Below are 22,099 nucleotides of genomic sequence, written 5' to 3'. Positions count from 1 at the left end.
TGGTGCCGTCGGGGCGGTGATCCACACTCGTTGCCGACGGGGCAGGCGCGGGCTTCAGCTTCGCAACCAGCGCCCGCCAGCGCGACCGGCGCGGACCGTCGTAGGCCTGGCACACCTGTGGGCCGCACAGCGCACAATCGGTGCCCGGTCGATAGTGCTCGTGCGCTGCCCGACCGTGGCCGCACTGACAGATCTCCTTGGGCACCTCGCCACTCTACGCCGCACGTCACAGGCCACGCGGCGATTCCCGGGGCACCGCCCGGATACCCGGTCAGCCGATACCGGACAGCCAGTTCACCAGGTCGGTTCCGTCGAAGCAGGTGTCGGCCACGTGGCCGCCGTGGCACGGCACCACCTCGACATCGGCCGCGCCGCCGAAACGCTCCGCGAAATCCTGACCGGTGGCGCCGGGCGGGATCACATCATCCTGATCACCGACGTAGAGCCTGATGCGATCACCCGTCAACGCCTCCGCCGGCCAGCTCATCGGGTCCGCGGACTCCGGGACCTGCCCGCCCCACGGGGCCACCACGAAGTCCATCGACCGCACCCCGACCGGCATTCCCATCGCCGGCGTGATGCCGACCATCGCCCTCACCTCGCCCGGCGGCAGCGTCGACCACAGCAACAGCGCGGGTAGCGCCCCCATCGACTCGGCCACGAAGATGACGCGGTCACTCGCGTAGCGAGCCCGGGCGGCCGCGATCAGGTCCCGGTAAGCCTGCTGGGACGCCGGATTGCCGAATGCGTTTCCCTCGGCGTCGGCGCTCACGACCGCATACCCGGCCCGCAGCAGGTCCTCGGTGAGTGCCGTGTGTTTGTCGTCCATCCGGGTGACCTCGGCATTCTGGTCCATGCCATGGAAGTACACGATGATTCCCGACACCGGCTTGTCGGCAAGCGAGAGCCCCAGGGTGCTCAGGCCGTCCACCTCCTCGGCCGTCACCTCGAAGTCCGGCCCGCCGGGCGCGCAACCCACCAGCACGACCGACAGCGTGATCGCGATGAGAAGCCGCAAGATTGTCGTCATTGATAGAACCTCACCCAGTCGATCGTCATCTGTGCGGGCAGCGCCGCGGGGTCGAGCGGGCCGGGCCACTCCCCCGCGACCGCCACATTGAGCAGGGCGAAGAACGGATTGTCCTGCACCCAGTCCGCGCCGGGCGGCAGCTGTTCCGGGCGAAATTCCGCCAACGGTGTCTCGTCGATCCCGATGATCAGCAGACCCGGTTGCTTGGACACCCAGTAGGTGTGGAAGTCGGCCGAAAGATCCGCGCCGAGGCTGTTGGTCGACAGCTTCCATTTCGGCGCAGCCGGATCGGTCATCGGACCGTGCACCGAGATGTAACCCCGGTGGCCGTCGTTGACGATCTCGATGATGTCGATCTCGCCGCTGCCGGGATAACCGACCTCGTCGAGCGTGTTACCCAGCATCCAGAACGCCGGATGAAGGCCCTGGCCGGCCGGCATCTTGATGCGCGCCGCCAGTACCCCGAACTGCAGGTCCGCCTTGCCCTGGGTGTCGATACGCGCCGCGCTGATGGTGTCGCCGTCCAATCTCGCCTCGATCACCAGGTTGCCGGCGCCGTCCAGTCGGACGTTGCCCGGACTGGCGGTGTACACCTGCTTCTCCCGGTTACCCCAACCGCCCGCCCCGGTCCTTATGTTCCACAGGGCAGGGTTCGGCGGCTGCCCGGCCGGGCCGTCGAACTCATCGGAGATCCGCAGCGTCTTGCCCGCGGTGGCCGTCGAGAAGCCCGTGGCGACCATCGGTTCGGCACCCGCGGCGGCGGGCTGCATCACGACTGCGGTGGCGGCCAGCAGGCACCACGCCGCAAGCAATGTCCTCATCCGTATATCCGCACCCAGTCGACGAGCATCTGGGCCGGCAGCGCGCCGGGACCGACCTCGCCGGGCCATTCGCCGCCCACCGCAAGGTTGAGCAGTAGATAGAAAGGCAAGTCCTGCACCCACTTTCCGCCGTCGGGGAGCTGCTCGGTGGTGAATGTGGCATACGCCGTGTCATCCATGCCGATGGTGATCGTTCCGGTTTCCTTGCTGATCCAGTAGATGTGGAAATCCTGCGACGGCGCCGCGCCGGGCTGCAGTTCGTCGGACAGCTTCCATTTCGGATCGGGTCGCGGACTCGCCGATATCCAGGGCCCATGCGCCGCGGCGTGCACCGTGGGTTCGGTGCCGATGATCTCGGCGATGTCGATCTCGCCGCTGCGGGGGTAACCGACCTGGTCGATCGACGTGCCGAGCATCCAGAAGGCCGGGTGCAACCCCTGACCTGACGGCATCTTGATGCGGGCCTGGATCATGCCTCGCTTGAAGTCGAGCTTCTGCCGGGTGCTGATCCTGGCCGAGGTGATGACATCGGCATCCCAGCGCGCCTCGATGACCAGATGTCCTGAGCCATCAACGCGGACGTTGGCGGGCCGATCGGTGTATACCTGCTTCTCGTCATTGCCCCACCCACCGCCGCCGGTTTCGATGGACCACAGTTTCGGGTTCGGCAACGTACCTGCCGGGCCGGAGAATTCGTCACTGCCGTACAGCGTGACCTTGCGCTGGAGGTCGAGCCGGGCGCTGCGGACTCCGGGATCGCCGACGGCGGCGTAGACCCCGAGACCGGAAAATCCGGTCACGACGATGGCCATGAGCAACGCCGCACCGGGTACCGGTATCAGGGCTACGAGCCGACGGACGGTTCTCCCACCGAGACCGCGAACGCTATTCACCGGCACTCCCCGCGATCAGTTCGTCCGACCGTCGGCGCAGCAGCGCCAGCATCGACTCGATACGGTCCGGTTCGTGGGCGGCGGCATTGAACGAGCATTGCACCAGTACCGACTTTCCAACCTCGACCAATATGAACGAGATCCCGTTGAAGCCAACACCTTCGGTGGTCGCGATGTAGGCGCGCTCCGATGACCGCCAGGGCAGGGTACGTTCGTCGACGGCGCGCCCGATATCGCTGAACGACACCACGGGTTTCGCGGGCATCGCGACCCGACGCGGACCGGGTCGTAGCGACTTCACCGCACCCAGTCCCATCGCGGCCAGCGGCCGGCCCGCGCGCAGTGCGGTCTGCACGCGCTCCGAGAGCAGCTCGGCGTCGAAAGGGTCGGGGAAGTCGAATTCCAGGCCCACCGCGAAGTTCGCCAGATAGGCCCTGGCAGCCGGGCGGTAGCGCCGCGCATCTGCCAGCACGATCACCCGTTCACCGAAGTCGATGCCACTGTGTCTGAGCGCCTGCGCGATCGCCGAGAACCACATGGTCGCCTCGGTCGCCCGGGGCGCCGCCGCCGTCATCCTGGCCAGCAGCACCGCCCTGGTATCCGGTGCGATGGTCGTCCACCGCAGCGTCGGTTGTGCCGGGGGCAGTTCACCGGGGTCGTGCCAGCTGACCGGGTTGACCGCGGTGGCGCGGGGCAACGCGATGAGATCGGCCAGCCGGCGCGGCTTTTCGCCGAACCACCGCACGATGGTGGTGCCGAGCATCGCTCTGGCCGGCGGTTCTGCCGCCCACGTCGGGGCGGCGGAGGACAGCAGCACGTTCTGCAGCAAGACGAGCAACCGCGCGTCACACAGCCCATGGGATACCGCGGTCAGCAGGAAGTCGCCGGCAATACAGACCCGTATTCCCTCACCACGATAGTTCTGCGCCATCCGCGACATCGCCTCGTCGAGATCGGCCAGTGTTGTCGGTGCCACGATCTCGACACAGTTGAACAGGTCGGCCGGGGTGTAGGCCCACCACAGCGAGGACGGCGAGGGACGCAACCCGACGCGGGTGTGGGTCCCCATGGCCGCCAGTGCGACCAGACGGTTGCGGATGACGTCGGCCGAGGGCATCACCATCGGTCCCACGGCACTGACGATGCAGGCGCCTGCCCGGCCACGATCAATGGGTGACACGAGGTGTCTGCGTGCCATCACGCACCTCCCTCTGCGTAGGAGAACACCACGGTGTCCGCGTCATCGATCACCCGGATCCAGTGCGGCCGGGTGGACAGCTTGTCGATGAGGAGGTTCACCGCACCATCCCGGAACAACCCGTAATAGTCGCTGTAGGTACCGGTTTGGCGCGGCAGCACCAGGTACAACGGATTTCCGCCGGATCGGGCCAGCAGTTCCAGCCGGTCCATGTCCCGGTCGGTCGGGAATCCGGTGGACAGCGAGTTCTTCAGGAAGACCAGCGGTTTGTCGTAACCGGAGTCGGCCAGCGCATGGCCGACGTAGTCCGCGGTGGGCCGCTCGGGCCAACCGGCAGGCGCCATCACGGTGATGGTCGCTCCGGCGGGGTCCTTGCTCAGCAGCCAGCGACTCTGTTCCAGCTGGTTGCGCGTCATCGTCACGTAGGACCACCCGCCGAAATACCCCTGCATGCTGGCCAACACAGCAACGGCTGCCACCAGCCACACCAGTAGGAGCGTGACCCGGCGGCGCACACCGTGCAGGTCGAGCGCCCAGACGGCGACCGTGGCGATCAGCACCGCGCAGCCCGGCAGCGAGTAGAGGAACACCCGGAAGATGGCTTCGCCACCGTAACTCTGACCGCCCAGCAGCATCATCGAGGAGAAGGCCATGATGCCTGCCGCCCAGGGCATCCCGACACGTCGCCAGATGACCGCCGCGCAGAGTAACGCCAGCACCCACATCGACGCGGACAATGAGCGGTCGACCAGCATGGTGAAGACCCGGCCATCTGATCCACGGGTCGGCACATTGGAACTGCTGTTGGCCAGTGGGTTGGATCCGGTGAACATTCCGTAGCGCCGGATCTGGTCGAGTCGCGGCACCAGGTAGGCCGCCACCACCGCCGCATAGACCAGCGGCAGCCAGACCGGGCGGATCTTTCCGAACACGGCGAGTGCCACCACACAGGCGCACAACCAGATGGGGGTCAGCTGGTGTGACGGCACGAGCACGACGAACACCGCGACCGAGATGTAGCCGGCCACCGGATACCGAACGGAATGGGCGAGCAAGGCCAGGCAGGCGATGGCCATCACCAGCCCGGTGGCCTGCGGTGCGAAGTAGTCCTGCCCCACCCAGTTCAGTAGTTCGGTGATCATCGCAGCCGCCAGGGCCGCCCGCATCGGCAGACCGAGACCCCGCGCGAGCGCGCCGGTGAGCACGGCCATCAGCACGTGAACCACCGGTGCGAACCAATGCGCCATGTGCACGGGGTCCAGGCCGGTGATCGAACTGAACCACGCCATGGCGGTGAAGAATCCCGGCCACTGGTTGTAGATGTCCACCGCGGCCGGTGCCAGGCTGCGGTTGCGGATGATGTAGTCGACCAACCCGATGTGCTTGTAGGTCCAGGTGTAGATCGGCACCTCGGTGATCAGCACCACCGTCACCCGCTGGAAGACGATCACCAGCAGGATGGCGGCCATCGCGTAGATCAGCCGATTACCGGCCAGCGAAACTCCGAACATGGTTGCAGCACAGAGAACCGAACCCGCCAACAGGACGCCGCCCGGGGTGGCGAGCAGGCCGTACTGACCGAAGTCCGCGGTGCGCTGGAGAGCCCCGACAGCCGCGATCCACAGCACCGTCGACGTGCAGGCCAGCACGATGAGCGCGGCGTCGGTGCGCGGACCGGGCCGTCGGCCGCTGCCTTCGCTCAGCCCCTCTCCGACCCTGCCGTGCCAGGCGGAGACGGCTACCACGACGGGGCCCGCTCCCGGCGAAGGATCTGGATGCGGACGGCTCCGGTGACTGCGACTGCCGACGACAGCAGCAGGCACGACATCGTGGGCTCCCACATGTGCAGCCACGCCGCGGCGGTCGAGGTCGCCACCACCGCAGCGACGCTGACCCCGATGGTGCCGGCGACCGCGGCCGCCGCCGGTAGGTCGGTCCAGCACATGACGGCGCTGCCCGCGCCGGCGACGGTCAAGGCCAAGAGCAGCACCGCCTGGCTTGCGGCGTGGAACGGAATGGTCGATGCGATACCGCAGGCACCCGCCACGACGGCCAGCACAGCCAGGGTCCGTTGCTGCCCCGCGGCCGTCATGAGGCCAGCGGAGTCGGCCGGCGGCCTTGCCTGCGGGCTGTCGCCAGGGCGACGGGTCCGCGGACGATGCCGATCAGTTGCGTGCGCCGCAGTGACTCCGGTGGAGCGAAGTCATCGACGTCGGGTGACTCGGTGATCGTCCGGAGATGTCGCAGCGCTTTCACCGTGCGTCGCAGCGCTATCGGGCGCAGGGTCCGGTCCAGCGCCACCTTGGCCAGCCACGCGCCCAGACCCTGCCCGTACCCCCGGGCCTGGGACTGCAGGGCGGCGACGTCATCGCGGTGCCGGTGCCACACGATCGCCGCCGGCTCGTAGACCAGTTGCCGGCCGGACACCAGCACGCGGACGAACATGTCGATGTCTTCCCCGCCGCCGGTCGGGCTGCCCGCGCCGAGCGCCTCGTCGAACCCGCCCATGTCCAGGACCATCCGACGTCGCAACGCGAAGTTGGCCCCGGTCCCGTACAAACCGACCTGAAAGGGGAACAGCGGGCTGTTCGCGGGCGGTCGGGTCACATCGAAGGCGCGCCGCTGCAGGCTCTTTGCCCACGAGACACGCTGTTCGAAGAAACTCTGGGTGGGTGTGCGGAGTTCGCCACTGGGCACGATTCCGGTGACGCAACCCACGCGTTCGTCGGCACCGAATGCATCGGCGATCCAGCGCAGCCACTGCGGGTCGACCACGACGTCATCATCGGTGAACGCGATCAGGTCACCGCCGGCTGCCCTGATCCCGGTGTTGCGGGCACCGGCCAGTCCCGGCAATGGTTCCCGTACGAGGGTGACTCGTGGATCGTTCAGGTCGGCGATATAGCGGGACGCGGAATCATCGTCGGAGGCATTGTCGACGACAACGATGTCGACGCGCGGATAATCGCAGTCCAACACGGAACGCACTGCGACGCGCAGTGAATCGAGACGATTGCGCGTGCAGATGATGACGGTGATGGCCGGACGCTCGCCGTCATCGGAGTCGGCGCCGGTGCCGGCGGCGGCGTTCCATTCCCGAACCGAGGCGGCCAGATCCGGTCCGGAGATCGCGCCGTCGACTACGTCGAGCTCCACCATGGCCACCGGCCGGCCGACAGCGCGCACCAGCATCCGCGCGCGCCGATAACCGCCGGCCGATTCGAGTTCGATCCGTTCTGCCGGTTCGATGGGAAGGTCGACCAGGCCTACCCATGTTGCTGAATCCCACTGCGGGGTTCCCATGCTGGGCATCGCCGGTGCCAGTACAGATAATGCCGTGGGATTCATGCCGAGCTCCTGTCGCCGACTCCCGATCCGACGACGAACTCCGAAAGCCACTCCGTGCAGCGCTCTTCGAGCAGCACCCGGTTCGACTCGCAGACCGCGGCGAGCGTGCGGCGCTCGGTTTCCGAGCCGATCCGCGGAGACAATGCGGCCACCACATCCGCTGCGCGGACCGTCGCGAAATCCCCGACGCAGTCCGCGAGGCCGACGGTGGCCATCACCCCGGTGGTCTTGTGTGTGAAGTAGGCGATCGCGTAGGTCGGGGTGCCCGACAGCATCGCCAGGATGGCCGCATGCAAGCGCACGGCGATCATGCAAGCGCTCTGCCCGTAGAGCCAGGCCAGCTCGGACGGGGACAGGTCCTCCTGCAGATATGTCACCGGCAGATCGGGGTACTGTCGCCGTATCCGCTCGGCGAGTGCCTGCGACGGCCCACGGTCATCCTCGATCTCGGTGGGACCGACCGTATGCGCGACGACCAGCACCCCTGCGCATCGTCCTTCGGCGGCCAATCTTCCGACTGCCCCGGTCAGTTCGCCGATGACCCGGCCGTCGGCGACGGCGCCGAGCGAAGGGTGTCGACGCACGGCGACCACCGCGGTCTGCGCGGCCGGTACTGGTAGCGAGGCCGCGACGGCCCGCACCCGCCGGGTCGGATCGGGTCGCAGGGCAAACGCCATATCCGGTGCCAGTTCGATGCGGTCGATACCCAGCTGCTCGGCCACCGGAATCGATTCGGCCTCCCGGACGACGACCAGATCGGCGACGCCGATCATCCGGCGTGCCATTCTCTGCGACAGCCGCCGAGCGACGGGGAACGGGCCGAGCGTGTGCCCCAACATCAGGACGGGACGACCAGCTTTGACGGCGGCCGGGATGGGGGCGACCAGGGTGTAGAGTCGCGCCGCACTGACCATGGGATGCACACTGGCCGAATCGTGCAGGTTCGAACCTCCCACCATGACAACGACATCGGCGGCATCGATGAGCGATCGAAGGCCGCGCGGGGTGCGCCCGGAGAGCGAGGCGACGACCGCAGGCCCCAGGCGCGCCAGCCAGATCGGCACATCGAGCAGTGGTCGCGCCACCTCCTTGGCACGCAGTTCGGTCGGCAGCCTGCTCGGCAGGGTGTCGACGTCCGGCCAAGACGTGCGGACATGGCGGGTGGCGGTCTGCGACAGCGGACCTGTCTCATTGAGGCCGACGATGGTGAAAACGGCGTCGATCCCGTGATTTTCGAATGCGTGTTGCAGGATGTGCAACGTTCCATCGGTGATCGCGGAGTCGCCCTTGTTGTCGTCATGCCACGCGTTGAACAGCACCACATTCATCGATTCGGTCATGCTGCTCCTCCGCGTGTGCGGACCAGCGCGACCGCGCCGATCGTCCCGAGAATCGCCGAACCGGCCGTCAGCCCGGCGGCGGCACCCACGGCACCCCATTGGGACGTGCAGAAAACGATGAGTGGCAGTGCGATTGCCACCGCAAACCCGTTGACCCGTAACAGTATTCCTGTTCGCCCCTGCGCCCGCAAGGCGGACGCCCAGACCACGAACGACACCCGCACAGCGGATCCGAGCAACAGGACGGCGAGCACCAGGACGATGGGATGGTCGCGGTAGTTGGGCCCGAGCACCGCCATGATGAGCGGTGCGCAGGCCAGCACCGCGATGCCGGTCGCCACCACGGCGCCGGAGGTCAGCGCCCAGGCCCGGCGCACCCGGGCCCACATCCCCTCCGGCCGGGCCGCAAGGCCACGCGTCAGCGCGGTTCCCACGCCCGCGGACACCAGATCGAGCACCTGCGCCACCGATAACGCCAACGCCAACACCGCGCCTTCCACCGGGCCGGCGATCGCGGTGGTGATGAAGGGCAGTGCCAGCACCACACCCAGCGACATCGCGCTGGCCACGCCGTCACGAATCACGAAGAGCGACATGTCCCGTCGCGTCGGTCCGGCCTGCTCGTCGACCGCCGAACTGCTGCTGGCCACCAGCCGCGGGATGATCAGGCCGATGACGACCGCCGCGGCCACCGCGGCGGCGACCAGAGTGGCGAGAACGGCCGAATGCGCGAAAGCGGCCACCAACAGCGGAAGCAGACCGATCTTGGCGAGATTGGCGATCAGATTCTGCAGTGGCAACTTGGCGGCCCCGCCGAGCCCGATCACGGCCGAGTCCTTGACGGCGAAGTACGCCATCGTCACCGCACCCGCCACGGTCCACCCGATCGTCGACGCCACGCCCAGGTGCATGGTCGCCGAGCCGATGAGACCGGCGACCGCGCCGAGTCCGACGGCCATGGTCCCGACAAGCAGGTATCCGTCAAGCAGGCGCTGCCGACGGGCGCACCCCGGGACCGGCAACAGTGCGGTGAACGAGTTCCCGGTGCCGATCGCGGCAATGGTCCCCGCGGTGGTCATCAGCGACAGCAGCGCAGTATCCACACCGAGTTGGTGCGGGGTCAGTAATCGGGCAGCCAGCGTCCAAAACAGGAATCCGGTCGCAGCGGTGAGCCCGGACGTGACGATCAGTGCGACGGAGTCGGCGCCCACTCCGCCGCGCGCGTACCGTTCGACGATCTGGCGCAGCGGTTGAACCGACGTGGTCATACCGCAACCGCCGTCGTTCCACACACTGCCGCAAGCAATTCGGCATTGCGACGTGCCTGGCGGGCAATCCCGTGCCGGATCACGGCGCTGTAGCGGGCCGCGCTGGCCATACTGCGTCGCATGTCGGCATCCTCGATCACCGCTTTGAGGCAACGGGTCAGATCATCGACCTGCCCGGGCGCCGCGAGCAGACCGGTCGCGCCGTGGCTGACGGCTTCGGGAACACCCGCGACCCGGTATGCCACCACTGGTACGCCGCAGGCCTGCGCCTCGAGCATCCCGAGGGGCATCCCCTCCACCATCCCGGCGTGTAGCAGAACATCCGCCTCGCGGAACAGGCCGGCCATATCGTCGCGGTGACCGCAGAACACAATTCGAGAGCCTGCCCGGCTCCTGGCCACGGCGAGCATCTCCCGTTCGTAGTCCGGGAACTCGCTCGTCGACCCCGCCACCAGCAGCTTCACCCGCGGATCGGCGACGGCCGCGACCGCCTCGACCAGATCCTCGATCCGCTTGCACGGGTCCAGGCGGGTGGCGGCCAGCACCAGGATGTCGTCGGCGCGCAGCCCCAACTCGGCGCGCAGCGCGGACGATCCACGGTGATCCGGCGACGGCGACAACTCGTCGGTGTCGACACCGTTGGTGATGACATCGACGCGATGCCGCACGCTGCGGGGCAGCCCGTCGGCGACAGCAGTGCTCACCGCCACGGAGCGCGTGGCGGTTCGAACGGCGCCGGCCCGCAGCCAGGTGCCGATACCCGGCACGGATTCCTCATGCAGATGCAGAACGGTCGGCACGCCACAGTGCCGACCTGCCAGCGCAGCATCGAGGTGGATCCAGTGCCCGTTGGCCCAGATGGCGTCGAAACCACCGGAGCGCACCACCCGGGAGATCCGTCGCGCGACATCGGGTATTGCGGCGCCCTGGGCCACCATGGCCGACAGACTGGCCCGCCCGCCCGTGCGCACATTGCGTTCCGTCGGCAGGTCGATATCGATGGCCTCGAATCCCATCTTGCGCCAGACCTCATGCAGATCAAGTGATTCGGGACCCCCGAGAGTCAGCTCGATGCCGAGGTCGCGCAACAGTGGCGCCAGCCGCAGCAGATAACGTTGGGCGCCCCAGACACCCTTGCCTTGGTCGAGGGCGAGAACGCGCAGTGGCGTGGCGATCATGTCTTGGCGTCCCAGAACGTGCGCACCATCGCGTAGCCGTACCCGGCGGCGGTGGCCGCCAGGCCCAGCACGATCGCTGCGCCTCGGGCACCCGCAGCGCGCCGCGCACCGCGGCCGACGACCATGTCTCGCAGGGCAACCAGGACACCGATCGGCAGCACCCGGGTCACGTAGCGGCGCTCGCTGCTCAGCGCGTCCGACGTTCCGACGATCCCACCGACCCGGTACTTCGACAGTCCTTCGCCGAAGCACCGACTGAGGAAGTACTTCAGGCGTACCCGGTCATCGCTCACCGAATGATCGACCCGGACGGCCGGATCGAACAGCAGCCTGGCCGATGGGTCGTGTTGGGAGATCCGGATGCACAGTTCCGTCTCCTCGCATCCGACCGGCCGCTTGCCCACTCGCCCCACCGTGGTGTTGAACCGGCCGACCTGTTGGAACACATCGCGTCGGAACGACATGTTGCAGCCGATGAAGTTGCGCACCGGCGCCACCGATGTCGGCAGGCCCAGGTGCGAACATCCGACCACCCAGTCGTATTCGGATGGCATCCAGGCCGGCCGCCGAGTCGGCCACACCGGCGTCGCGTGCCCGCCCACACCCGCCACGGATGGGTCCAGATAATGCCGTCGTAGTTGCTCCACCCAACCCGGCCGGACCTTGGCGTCGTCGTCGACGAAGGCCAGCACCTCGTTGCGCGCAGCCTCGATGCCTGCGTTGCGCGCGCCGGAGAGGCCGCGTTCGAAGCTGTTGCGCATCACGGTCGCGACCTGCCCATAACGAACCGCGACGTCGGCGAACAGCGCTTCGTTGTAGTCGATCACCACGATCAATTCGTCAGCGCCGCTCAGCTGTTGCAGTAACGCGTCGATTCCGCTGATCAACACGGCATACCGGTCCTGGGTGTAGGCGCACACGATGATCGACAAAGTGGCCACCCCTGCGCGGTCAGCCGGTACGTCCCGGACGGGAGCCGTCACAAGGTCATCCCGCCTGCTCGGCTTCCAGCGCCTCGACAGTCGCGTGCGGTGCCTCGAGATTCAGGGTCACGGGTGCCTGGCCGGTTCGCATGCGCGCCGCGCGTCGGGTGTCGCGGTACTCGCGACGAATGGTGCGCAGCACCCGTAGACCATCGGAGACCGCGTTGAGATTGCTTGCGCCGTGGATGCGGTCTTTCTCGAAACTGCAGACCTCCGCGATCGTGAGTCCGCTCGCGGCCACCCGGACGTTGATGAGCGTCTCGATCTCGAAGCCGTCCCCCCACTGCGGTTCCTGGCCCGCGGTACTCGGCAGCCGCATGACATCCAGGCAGCGCCTGCTGAACGCGTTGTACCCGTAGCAGAGGTCGGTGTACTTGGTCCCGAACAGCAGGTTCACCAAGGCATTGAGCCCCCAGTTGCCGATACGTCGCATCCTGGTGATGTCCGAGCTGCCGCCGCCCTGGATGAACCGGGACCCCTTGGCGTAGTCGGCGCCGGAGGTCAGTGCCGCGAGATAACGCGGAATCTCCATCGGGTCGGTACTGCCATCGGCGTCGATCATGACCACGATGTCCCCGGTGGCGGACTCGAAACCGCACGCCAACGCATTGCCCTTGCCACGGCGGGTTTGAGTCACGATCTTCGCCCGCGGCCACAGGCTTCGCGCCACCGCGACGGAGTCGTCGACGGAATTCCCGTCGACGAAGACGATTTCATCGATGCCGGTCGGCATCCGGGCCGCGACATGCGGCAGGTTCCTGGCCTCGTTGAGGGCAGGAATGATCACGGACACCGTCGGCCGCTTGAAGTCATGCGGTACGCCATCCCAGAGTCCCACTAGTTTTGCCACGCGTTGCTCTCTTCAACGAAGGAAGTCCGATTTCCGGACGGCAGCCGCGGGCGGACATACCGCACCGCCCCAACTGCTCATCAGATTTGCCGGTAAAGCGGGCCGGGCACACGCCGTGGTGCCGAGCCCATCAGTAGATCAGTGCACCGCAGCGGCCCCGCGGTGAATCACGCCCATCAACAGCAGCTTTGAAAAACCGAATGAACTGGGATTTCGATCCTCCCGAAGTCGAAATAACTAGTAGCCCACAACCCAGCCGTTGCTGCCGGGCTCGGCAGTCCACTTCCCCCTCGAAGTCGTTGCCAGAATCGCACGTGCGGTGCAGATTCGCAATGCGGCCGCCGTATCCGGAATTCGTTTCAACCCAACGGACTACAGCCCGGCCGAACTTCGAAACACCGGCGAAACACCCGACTCACGGCATTCATAAATGTCTCCGGATCACTCGACGATCGATGGTTTGCATACCGGCCCCGGTGCCGCGCGGGAATACTGCCTTGAGTCGACAGCCACCACTGACGGCAATGATGACACCGGCATATCCACAGCGCATGTTCAGCCAAAACAGTGGTTGCGCAAGCAATCAGCTACTCTTTGCCGAGTTACCGCAGGTATCCGATCACCGGAAGCTCAGCCACCCTCACGCACGCAGGGCGGGGATACGGAAAGCCCTCCAGCCCAACCCAAGTCAGCCCATCACGGCAATATCGATCAACCGAGTCGGCTGGGCCGCCGCTTGCCGGGAACGGCTTTTTGATTGCCGGCACCGCTACAGCGCGAAATCTTTCGTGTCCACCAAGCGAACCGAACGACCAGCCGTGGCTCGCCGTGGCGCGAGTCGAGGGGGGTCGGCGACGTCCACGGAGCCCGCTTCGCGCAGTGGCCCCACCGAGACGCCCACTCCGGCGGCGAAATAAACAGCAACGTCAATATCTGGGGCACTTGTCGTGGCCGTGTAGTCGGCGCTAATTCCGACCACGAGAACCGGACCCATACCTCCGGCACTTAGGACACTTACGACCTCGTCAAATGGCCGCCGCGCCCGCCGTCGACAGCCGCCACATGACAGTTTCAGCAATCTGACCGCGGCCGACGCCGAGTCAACACCCAGCAAACTGCAATCAAGATCGATAAAGGCGCCATTTGCGCAACAGCAGAGCGGAAATAAGCGAAGCGATTAGCGCAATATCGGCGGAACGAATACCGCCAGACATGGGATTGTGGTAGCCCCCGCCAGGGCCCGAAGATAGGCTGTTAGCAGCGCGTTTCAGTTGACAGCCCCCCTACGGTCTGGGATGCTTCTCGCAACTTTCAGGGCCATTAAAGGGGACAAAATGTCAGCGTTAACTCGCAAGATCAAATTGGGCGTAGCGACCGGCGCGCTTGCCGCCGCAGCAACCCTCACCCCGATCAATGTGGCGCAGGCTCAGCCCGCTCCGGCACCCATCAGCGCACTCGGCGCCCAGATCGGTTCGGCCCAGTGCGTCCCGACCGCCACCGATCCGTGCACTGCCGCACTCCCGACAGCCTCGGCGGCGCTGCAGTCCGCCACCCCGGGTGGCATCGTCCGCAGCATCTTCCAGAACGACCTGTGGTGGGTGGGCCAGGCCAACCCCAATCCGCCGGCCCGGTCGAACATCGTCGTGTTCACCCCCATGAGCCTGGTCCCCGGCTTCCTCAAGCCGGTCTACGGCTGGTTCACCCAAAATCTGAACTTCGAGGTCTGCCTGCTGGGCGGCTCGGTCAAGGTCGGCCCCTACGGAACCACCACGGTCTCCGTCGGGCGAGGCTGCAACTAGGTTGACCATCACGCAGTATTCGGTGTCAACGGCGCGGATCCGCTTCTCGGATCCGCGCCGTGCCTATCTGGGAGCTCTCTGAGTGCCGGACATCTTCCCCGCCGACGACGAACGTGCTGCGGCAGAACGTGATCGCGAAGGACGGTTGGGTGGGCTCAAGGACACCATGCGCCGCCGGCGCCGTCCCCTGCTGCTCGGCAGCCTGCTGGTCCTCATCCTGATCGTGGCTTTCACCGGCATGGTCATCAAGAACGCGTTCGACGCCAAGTCCGGACTGGAGGCGGCGCGCTCCAGTGCCCAGCAGGCCAAAAGCGCGCTGCAGCAGGGCGAATCCGAAGAAGCCCTGCGCTTCGCCGACGAGGCTGGGGCTCATGCCCAGAATGCCCACGACGCCACGCACTCGTTCTCCTGGAGCATCGCGTCGTTCGTCCCGTTCATCGGCAGCCCATTCGAGACCGGTCGGCAGATCTCGGACGTGGTACTGGGCCTGGCATCAGATGTGTTGAAGCCCGCCGCACAGACCGGCACGGCGCTCAGCCCTGATCGGCTGATCGACGGCAGCCGGGTCAACGTGCAGATGCTCCGCGACGAGCAGTCCAACCTGAGCCAGCTCGCCGATTCCGCGAGTCGCCTCGACGCCGCAGCGCGGGCAATACCGGATGCCGGATTCGTCGCGATGCTCGACGAGGCCCGCAACCAGTTGCAGGATCAGACCGGCGAGATCACCGGCCTGTTGGACAACACCGCGCTGGCTGCCAAGCTGGCACCGGCCATGATGGGCGCCGACGGACCGCGCAACTACTTCATGGCCTTTCAGACGAACGCCGAGGCTCGCGGCACCGGCGGCCTGCTCGGCGGGTTCGGAGTCCTGAACTTCGACAACGGCCAGGCCGAAGTCGATACCCTGGGCGCCAATACCGAACTGGACAAGCCCTTCACGCCGATCGATCTGGGTGTCGAGTTCGAAGAGAACTACGGTTACGTCAATCCATTCGGTGACTACCGCAACAGCAATCTCAGCTCGCACTTCCCCTATGCCGCACAGATCTGGAAGTCCATGTGGGCTCAGCAGACCGGAATGACCGTCGATGGTGTCATCGCTCTCGATCCCTTTGCGCTGAGCTACATCCTCGGCGCCGCCGGACCGGTCACCATGCCGGATGGCGAGCAGGTGACGGCCGAGAATGTGGTCGAGTTGACCGAATCGACTGCCTACCAGCGTTTTCCGACTGACCAGGCGGCCCGTAAGCGGTACCTGCAGGACATCGCCGGCGAAGTCGTGTCAAAGCTGACCACATCGACCGGCTCACCGCGCGCGCTCCTCGAGGCCTTGGGCAAGGCTGTGGGTCAGGGACGCATCGCCGTCTGGAGTGCGGTGCCCGAGGAACAGCGGCTCCTCGAAGAAACACCTCTCGCGCACGCCGTGCCCGCTGATCCCGCTCCGTATGCCGGCGTGGTCATCAACAACCTCGGCGGCAACAAAATGGATTACTACCTCGAGCGCGAGATCGAATATGTGGCCGACGGCTGTGTCGGCGACACCAGGAACTCCACCATCACTGTCCGTTTGAAGAATGCTGCCCCACAGGAATCTCTACCCGATTATGTTGCCGGTTCAGGCGGCCTGAACGAGGCGCTGCCCATCGAACTGCAGAGTGGATCGATGGCGACCTCGGTTCGCCTGCTGGCCACCACCGGCGCCAAGCTCGAAAGCGCGCTGTCGAACGGTGAGCGGGTGCAGGTGTTCACAGGTACCGAACTCGGGCATCCGACCTTCGAAGTGCAGGTTGTCATCCCGCCTGGCAAGTCAGGCGAGCTGAGCTTCCGGCTCACCGAACCGACCGCGGCTGGGGCGGCCCGTGTTCCGGTACAGCCCCTCGTCGACGATGTGGTTCCCACCGTCTCGGTGCCCGAGTGTTCCCAATGATTCGAGGTCACATGTCAGAGATTTCACCGACTGCTAGCGGTGGGAAGCAACTCGGTCCAACTGTTGCGAGGGGGCAGCTTTGAATCTCCAGGACTTCGTCAAGCTGCTGCGAACGCGATGGATCACCATCGCAGCTACTGCGATCGTCACACTGATGGCCGCGGTGATCATCACGTTGATAACGACACCGCTGTACGAGACGTCGACAAGACTTTTCGTGTCGGCTTCCGATGGCGCCACGCTGGCAGAAACCTACCAGGGGAATCGCTTCTCTCAGGAGCGGGTGCTGTCGTACACCGAACTGCTCATGGGCCGCACCTTGGCGGAACGCACGATCGAGAAGCTGGATCTGGACTTGAGCGCCGATCAACTGCAGGACCGCGTCAAGGCCAGCGCGAAGCCTGACACCGTCCTGATCGACGTGGCCGTGGTGGACGAATCCCCGGTGCAGGCACGCGATATCGCCAATACCTTGTCGGACGAGTTCGTTGCAATGGTGCGAGAGTTGGAGACTCCGGAGGACGGCACCGCGCCGGATTCCCGGGTGGTGGTCGAACAGCGCGCCGCCATACCTGAGTCACCGGTGGCGCCTCAGCCTGCACGCAACCTCGCCATCGGCCTGGGGTTGGGTCTTTTACTGGGCATCGGCGTCGCCATGCTTCGCGACATGCTGGACAACACCGTGAAAGACCGTGAGATCCTCGAAGAGATCACCGGAACGGGAACTGTGGGGACGATCCCGCTCGACAAGGACCGCCGCCAGCACCCGTCGATCGCCTTCGACAGTGACAACTCGGCTATCGCCGAGGCTTTCCGCAAGCTCCGCACCAACCTGCAGTTCCTTACCGTCGACAACCCGCCGCGCATGATCGTGGTCACCAGTTCGATTCCCAGCGAGGGCAAGTCCACCACCGCGATCAACACGGCGCTGGCGTTGGCCGAGGCCGGAAATCGCGTGGTGATCGTCGACGGTGACCTGCGGCGCCCGGCGCTGCACAAGTACCTGGACCTGGTCGGGACAGTCGGTTTCAGCACCGTGCTCAGCGGCGCGGTTCAGCTTGATGAAGCGCTGCAGGTCAGCCGATTTCCCGGGCTGTCCGTCCTCACCGCCGGAACCATTCCGCCCAATCCGAGTGAACTGCTCGGATCGCAGTCGACAAAGAAGCTGCTGGCGGAGCTTCGCGCCGAGTTCGATTACGTGATCGTCGATTCGACGCCTCTGCTTGCCGTCACCGATGCTGCCATCCTGGCCACGTCCGCCGATGGCGCACTGATGATCACGCGTTACGGGTCCACCAAACGCGACCAACTGGCATATGCGGTGAGCAGCCTGCAAGGCGTGGGCGCACCTCTGCTGGGCACTGTCCTGACCATGACCCCGGCTCGCGGAAGTGCCTCGTACAGCTACAGCTACTACGGCGAGGCAGGCAACCAGCGGACCGTGAAGCCCACCCGTGTCAAGCGAAACCGACCCAAGGATGCCCACGCCGCCGTCCCGTCGGAAATTCCTGGTGTACCAGCTGACACGTCCCAGAAGTCGTGATTTCGCCCGATGTGATGCTCGCCGATTCGATGCCGGCACTCACATGCGCCTGAGCACATTGGAGGAACAGTGCCGTCAGTCGCGGTGATCGGAACGCGCGGCTACCCGAGTTACTACTCGGGTTTCGAGACCGCCGTCCGCAAGCTCGTGCCATTCCTCGCCGACGCCGGCTGGGACGTCACGGTCTACGGTCGCCCCGGCTCGACACGGCCGGACGATCCCACACGCGATCCGCGGATCGTCTCGCGACTGACCCGCGGCCTGGAAACCAAGAGCGCCAGCACACTTTCCTACGGTTTCACCGCGACAGTGGACTCCGCCAGGCGGCGTCCAGACGTGGCGTTGGTCATGAATGTGGCCAACGGCTACTACCTACCACTGCTCAAGGCGCGGGGCATACCGACGTTGGTCAATGTCGATGGCTTGGAGTGGGAACGCGCCAAGTGGGGCAGCCTCGCCAAGCGGGTCTTTCGCACCGGCGCTTCCTGCACGGCGAAGTGGGCGGACAACCTGATCTTCGACGCGCGGGCGATAGAGGACTACTGGAGGCGCACATTCGGCGTCAACGGGGTGTTCATTCCCTACGGCGGCGATCCATTGCCGACGCTTCCGGTACCAGAGGGCTATGCCCACCGGGGGTACGTGCTCATGGTGGCCCGGTTCGTACCCGAGAACAGTCTGGCCGAGTTCTTCGAGGCCGTACCCACGATCGCCGCCAAACATCCGGTCGTGATCGTCGGCAGCTCGGGTTACGGAGGTGAATGGGACGAGGCGGCACAACGTCTCGCAGACACCCACGATTCTGTCTCCTGGCTCGGCCACCTCAGTGATGACGCACTCCTTCACTCGCTGTGGCAGCACGCCGGGGTCTACTTCCACGGTCACAGTGTGGGAGGCACCAACCCGTCGCTGGTTCAAGCCATGGCAGCCGGCGCCCCGATCCTGGCCAGGGACACCGTCTATACCCGCGAAGTGTTGGGCTCCGGCGGGAAATTCGTCGCCCCCGACGGCCCCGCGATCGCGGCGGCGGCGCTGACGATGATGTCGGATCCTGCCGGCCTGGACGACGTCGCACGGGTCAACGTGATCCGTGCAGAACAACACTATTCGTGGAAACAGGTGTGCGGGGATTACGAGGCGGCCCTGCGCTCCCTGCTGCGGTCGTGATGGCGGCCGGGCCACAGTGCGCACGCACACATCGCAGCCACCTCCTGGCACTAACCGGCACATGTTTGCTGAGATTGCATCTCACCGCCCTATTTACCAGAACCGTCAATTTTAGCCAGTGAACCGCCGTTGCCATGATTACCGCAGTTAAATAATGCTAATACGACCCGCACCCTGCGTTTTCGTGATCGCTCAGCCGCAGCACGCGCAGCTTCGGAACAGCTGCGATTCGGTTCTCGCCTCTTCGCTGGTTTGGTTGCCGGTGACTACCGTCAGTGATACCGTCAGGCCACGTGATCCGCATCGCCGCGGGGCTCGAAAGCTCACCGACGACAGCGTTTTGGCCCCCGGTTCATGTCGCGGTCCGGCACGGAACATGAATTGATTTCAGCTGAATTTAGGAGAGAGCATGCGGCAACGGGCGGTGCTCACGGGCGGTGCAGGATTCGTCGGCTCACATCTTGCCGAGCAATTGTTGGCTCGCGGTATCGACGTGATCTGCCTGGACAATTTCATCACCGGCTCACCCGAGAACGTCGCACACCTTCAGGACCACGACGGCTTCCGCCTCATGAAAGTCGATGTCAGCGATTACATCTCGGTGCCCGGTCCGGTCGACTACGTGTTGCACTTCGCATCGCCGGCCTCGCCCACGGACTATGCGGAACTTCCGATCCAGACCCTCAAGGCGGGCTCGCTCGGCACCCTGCACGCCCTCGGCCTGGCCAAGGAGAAGGGCGCACGCTTCCTGCTGGCGTCGACCTCCGAGTCCTATGGTGATCCGCTGGTTCACCCCCAACCCGAAACATACTGGGGCAATGTCAATCCGGTTGGTCCACGCGCCTGCTACGACGAGGCCAAGCGTTTCGCTGAGGCACTGACCGTCTCCTATCGCACGAAGCACGGCGTCGACACCGCGATCATGCGGATCTTCAACACCTATGGTCCGCGGATGCGTCCCAATGACGGCCGCGCGATCCCGAACTTCATCAGCCAGGCGCTGACCGGCGCGCCGATCACCGTCCACGGCGACGGAAGCCAGACCCGTTCGGTGTGCCACGTCGACGATCTGGTCGACGGCGCATTGAAGCTGCTGTTCTCCGATCTGCCAGGTCCGGTCAACATCGGTAACCCGCATGAGATGACAATCCTGGAACTGGCCGAACTGGTCATCGAACTCACCGGGTCGGAGTCAACCATCGAGTTCACCGATCGGCCGAAAGACGACCCGTCCCTGCGTCGCCCGGATATCACGCTGGCCCGCACGCAGCTGGGTTGGGAGCCCACGGTCGACGTACGAGCAGGACTGGCCGAGACCGTTCGATGGTTCCAGGGTGTGGCGCCGGAGGAGCTCGTCCGAGCCCACCGCCGAACCGAACCCCAGCAGGCGACCTCTCCCTATAAGGTGGCGGTCATCGGGACTGGTTATGTCGGCGCCGTGACGTCCACCTGTATGGCGTTCCTGGGACATTCCGTCTGTGGACTCGACAGCGACCCGGTGCGCGCCGGCCAACTCGACCACGGCCAGGTTCCTTTCTTCGAGCCCGGCCTGCAGGAGATGCTGCAGAGCACACTGTCATCGGGCCGGTTGCGGTTCACCGACCAGCCCGCCGACGCGCTGTCCGATGCCGATTTCGTATTCCTCTGTGTGGGAACACCGCCCGGTCCCGACGGGGCGCCTGACCTGGCTCAGCTGGAGAGCGCCATCCAGTCGCTCGCGCCTCACCTGCAGCCCGGCGCGGTGATCGTGAACAAGTCCACCGTCCCGGTCGGATCGGGCAACTGGACGCGGACCATCCTCGAAGATGCCTTGGAGGCCGACAAGCAGGTCAGCTTCCACGTTGTCTCCAACCCGGAATTCCTCCGGGAAGGTTGCGCACTCGACGATTTCCTCTATCCGGATCGGATTGTTCTCGGCGGCTCTGTCGAGGACGTCAGCCATGTGGCCGAGCTCTATCAGCCGGTGCTCGACCAGTCCTTCGACGGAGGCCGGCGCGGCGTTCGTCCCACGCTGATCACCACCGAACTGGCATCCGCGGAGATGATCAAGTACGCGGCCAACGCTTTCCTCGCCACCAAGATCAGCTTCGCCAATGAGATGGCGCAACTGTGCGAGGTGCTCGGAGCTGACGTACGCGAGGTCCTGCCCGCAATCGGCGCCGACCACCGTGTGGGCAGCGCGTTCCTCAATCCCGGTGTTGGATGGGGTGGTTCCTGTTTCGGCAAGGACGTCGCAGCGTTGATCTCCTCTGGTCAGGAGTACGGGTACACACCGTCGATGCTGCAGGCGACCGTCGCGATCAACAAGACGCAGCGCGACACCGTCGTACGCAAGCTGCAGCGCGAACTGCACGTCCTCAAGGGCCGGCGGATCGCACTGCTGGGCCTGACCTTCAAGCCCGAGACCGACGATCTGCGCGATGCACCCGCCCTCGACATCGCGCGCCGGCTGATCGCAGCCGGCGCAAAGGTCACCGCCTACGACCCGGTCGTCAAGGAATTGCCCGACGAGCTCGGCGCCGTCCGGCTGAAGGCTGATGCATACGAGGCAGCCAGCAGAGCAGATGCCGTCGTGGTGGCAACGGACTGGGCCGAATTCAACGATCTCGACGCACCAGACCTGCGCCGCGTCATGCGCGGTGACCTGATCGTCGACGGCCGGAATTGCCTATCCGAGAGCACCTTCACCGAAGCGGGCCTGCGACTGGTCGGATTCGGCTGGTGACAACGCACCCGGTTGCACGCGGAGTCGAC

17 protein-coding genes are annotated in these 22,099 nt (G+C 65.7%); 5 read left to right on the top strand and 12 right to left on the bottom strand.

Going from position 1 to position 22,099, the window contains the following annotated elements; translation table 11 throughout:
- Window positions 1-271 precede the first annotated feature (271 nt).
- The 12 genes from BST17_RS03210 to BST17_RS03155 form a co-directional block, all read right to left on the bottom strand.
- Complete coding sequence (locus tag BST17_RS03210; protein ID WP_083055489.1) at window positions 272-1,030, bottom strand: alpha/beta hydrolase; 759 nt, start codon at window positions 1,028-1,030, stop codon at window positions 272-274.
- Window positions 1,027-1,851, bottom strand: a complete 825-nt coding sequence (locus BST17_RS03205; protein WP_165762204.1) for a glycoside hydrolase family 16 protein — start codon at window positions 1,849-1,851, stop codon at window positions 1,027-1,029. The genes BST17_RS03210 and BST17_RS03205 overlap by 4 nt, the downstream gene beginning before the upstream one ends.
- Entirely contained in the window at window positions 1,848-2,663 is an 816-nt protein-coding gene (locus tag BST17_RS03200) for a glycoside hydrolase family 16 protein (RefSeq protein WP_083055487.1), read from the bottom strand. Before BST17_RS03200 ends, BST17_RS03205 begins: the two co-directional genes overlap by 4 nt.
- 73 nt (window positions 2,664-2,736) lie before the next feature.
- Window positions 2,737-3,876, bottom strand: a complete 1,140-nt coding sequence (locus BST17_RS03195; protein WP_083055486.1) for a hypothetical protein — start codon at window positions 3,874-3,876, stop codon at window positions 2,737-2,739.
- Window positions 3,877-3,941: 65 nt separating this feature from the next.
- Entirely contained in the window at window positions 3,942-5,687 is a 1,746-nt protein-coding gene (locus tag BST17_RS03190; protein ID WP_083055485.1) for a DUF2339 domain-containing protein, read from the bottom strand.
- Complete coding sequence (locus BST17_RS03185; RefSeq protein ID WP_083055484.1) at window positions 5,681-6,034, bottom strand: hypothetical protein; 354 nt, start codon at window positions 6,032-6,034, stop codon at window positions 5,681-5,683. The genes BST17_RS03190 and BST17_RS03185 overlap by 7 nt, the downstream gene beginning before the upstream one ends.
- Window positions 6,031-7,290 (bottom strand): glycosyltransferase family 2 protein, encoded by a 1,260-nt coding sequence (locus BST17_RS03180; RefSeq protein ID WP_234807513.1) that lies wholly within the window; start codon window positions 7,288-7,290, stop codon window positions 6,031-6,033. Before BST17_RS03180 ends, BST17_RS03185 begins: the two co-directional genes overlap by 4 nt.
- Entirely contained in the window at window positions 7,287-8,630 is a 1,344-nt protein-coding gene (locus BST17_RS03175; RefSeq protein ID WP_165762203.1) for a polysaccharide pyruvyl transferase family protein, read from the bottom strand. Before BST17_RS03175 ends, BST17_RS03180 begins: the two co-directional genes overlap by 4 nt.
- Window positions 8,627-9,898 carry a lipopolysaccharide biosynthesis protein gene (locus BST17_RS03170; RefSeq protein ID WP_083055481.1) on the bottom strand — a complete coding sequence of 424 codons (1,272 nt, stop codon included), beginning with the start codon at window positions 9,896-9,898 and terminating at the stop codon, window positions 8,627-8,629. Before BST17_RS03170 ends, BST17_RS03175 begins: the two co-directional genes overlap by 4 nt.
- On the bottom strand, window positions 9,895-11,076 hold the full coding sequence (locus BST17_RS03165) for a glycosyltransferase family 4 protein (RefSeq protein ID WP_083055480.1): 1,182 nt from the start codon (window positions 11,074-11,076) through the stop codon (window positions 9,895-9,897). Before BST17_RS03165 ends, BST17_RS03170 begins: the two co-directional genes overlap by 4 nt.
- Window positions 11,073-12,017 (bottom strand): glycosyltransferase family 2 protein, encoded by a 945-nt coding sequence (locus BST17_RS03160; RefSeq protein ID WP_207573560.1) that lies wholly within the window; start codon window positions 12,015-12,017, stop codon window positions 11,073-11,075. Before BST17_RS03160 ends, BST17_RS03165 begins: the two co-directional genes overlap by 4 nt.
- A gap of 46 nt (window positions 12,018-12,063) precedes the next feature.
- Window positions 12,064-12,909 carry a glycosyltransferase family 2 protein gene (locus BST17_RS03155; protein WP_083055479.1) on the bottom strand — a complete coding sequence of 282 codons (846 nt, stop codon included), beginning with the start codon at window positions 12,907-12,909 and terminating at the stop codon, window positions 12,064-12,066.
- 1,334 nt (window positions 12,910-14,243) lie between these two features.
- Here BST17_RS03155 and BST17_RS03150 point away from each other — a divergent pair.
- The 5 genes from BST17_RS03150 (at window position 14,244) to BST17_RS03130 (ending at window position 22,070) form a co-directional block, all read left to right on the top strand.
- Entirely contained in the window at window positions 14,244-14,708 is a 465-nt protein-coding gene (locus BST17_RS03150; protein ID WP_133053503.1) for a hypothetical protein, read from the top strand.
- A 166-nt stretch (window positions 14,709-14,874) separates the two neighbouring features.
- Window positions 14,875-16,635, top strand: a complete 1,761-nt coding sequence (locus BST17_RS03145; RefSeq protein ID WP_083055661.1) for a DUF4012 domain-containing protein — start codon at window positions 14,875-14,877, stop codon at window positions 16,633-16,635.
- Window positions 16,636-16,714: 79 nt separating this feature from the next.
- The gene (locus BST17_RS03140; protein ID WP_083055477.1) at window positions 16,715-18,178 is read left to right on the top strand and encodes a tyrosine-protein kinase domain-containing protein; all 1,464 of its coding nucleotides are present in this window, start codon (window positions 16,715-16,717) and stop codon (window positions 18,176-18,178) included.
- Window positions 18,179-18,247: 69 nt separating this feature from the next.
- Window positions 18,248-19,345, top strand: coding sequence for a DUF1972 domain-containing protein (locus BST17_RS03135; RefSeq protein ID WP_083055476.1), 1,098 nt, complete (start codon window positions 18,248-18,250; stop codon window positions 19,343-19,345).
- A 409-nt stretch (window positions 19,346-19,754) separates the two neighbouring features.
- Window positions 19,755-22,070 carry a UDP-glucuronate decarboxylase gene (locus BST17_RS03130; protein ID WP_083055475.1) on the top strand — a complete coding sequence of 772 codons (2,316 nt, stop codon included), beginning with the start codon at window positions 19,755-19,757 and terminating at the stop codon, window positions 22,068-22,070.
- Window positions 22,071-22,099 lie beyond the last annotated feature (29 nt).

The sequence above is a fragment of the Mycolicibacterium bacteremicum genome (assembly GCF_002086115.1).
Classification (GTDB): Bacteria; Actinomycetota; Actinomycetes; order Mycobacteriales; family Mycobacteriaceae; genus Mycobacterium; species Mycobacterium bacteremicum.
Note: the sequence above shows the minus strand (reverse complement) of the source record. Positions and strands in the feature narration are given on the sequence as shown.

Bases quoted from the DNA above. Each gene is read 5' to 3' on its own strand.
- BST17_RS03180 (WP_234807513.1), bottom strand. From the start codon at position 7,290: ATGAATCCCACGGCATTATCTGTACTGGCACCGGCGATGCCCAGCATG.
- BST17_RS03165 (WP_083055480.1), bottom strand. From the start codon at position 11,076: ATGATCGCCACGCCACTGCGCGTTCTCGCCCTCGACCAAGGCAAGGGT.
- BST17_RS03130 (WP_083055475.1), top strand. From the start codon at position 19,755: ATGCGGCAACGGGCGGTGCTCACGGGCGGTGCAGGATTCGTCGGCTCA.
- BST17_RS03200 (WP_083055487.1), bottom strand. From the start codon at position 2,663: ATGGCCATCGTCGTGACCGGATTTTCCGGTCTCGGGGTCTACGCCGCC.
- BST17_RS03205 (WP_165762204.1), bottom strand. From the start codon at position 1,851: ATGAGGACATTGCTTGCGGCGTGGTGCCTGCTGGCCGCCACCGCAGTC.
- BST17_RS03150 (WP_133053503.1), top strand. From the start codon at position 14,244: ATGTCAGCGTTAACTCGCAAGATCAAATTGGGCGTAGCGACCGGCGCG.
- BST17_RS03175 (WP_165762203.1), bottom strand. From the start codon at position 8,630: ATGACCGAATCGATGAATGTGGTGCTGTTCAACGCGTGGCATGACGAC.
- BST17_RS03145 (WP_083055661.1), top strand. From the start codon at position 14,875: ATGCGCCGCCGGCGCCGTCCCCTGCTGCTCGGCAGCCTGCTGGTCCTC.
- BST17_RS03210 (WP_083055489.1), bottom strand. From the start codon at position 1,030: ATGACGACAATCTTGCGGCTTCTCATCGCGATCACGCTGTCGGTCGTG.
- BST17_RS03185 (WP_083055484.1), bottom strand. From the start codon at position 6,034: ATGACGGCCGCGGGGCAGCAACGGACCCTGGCTGTGCTGGCCGTCGTG.
- BST17_RS03170 (WP_083055481.1), bottom strand. From the start codon at position 9,898: ATGACCACGTCGGTTCAACCGCTGCGCCAGATCGTCGAACGGTACGCG.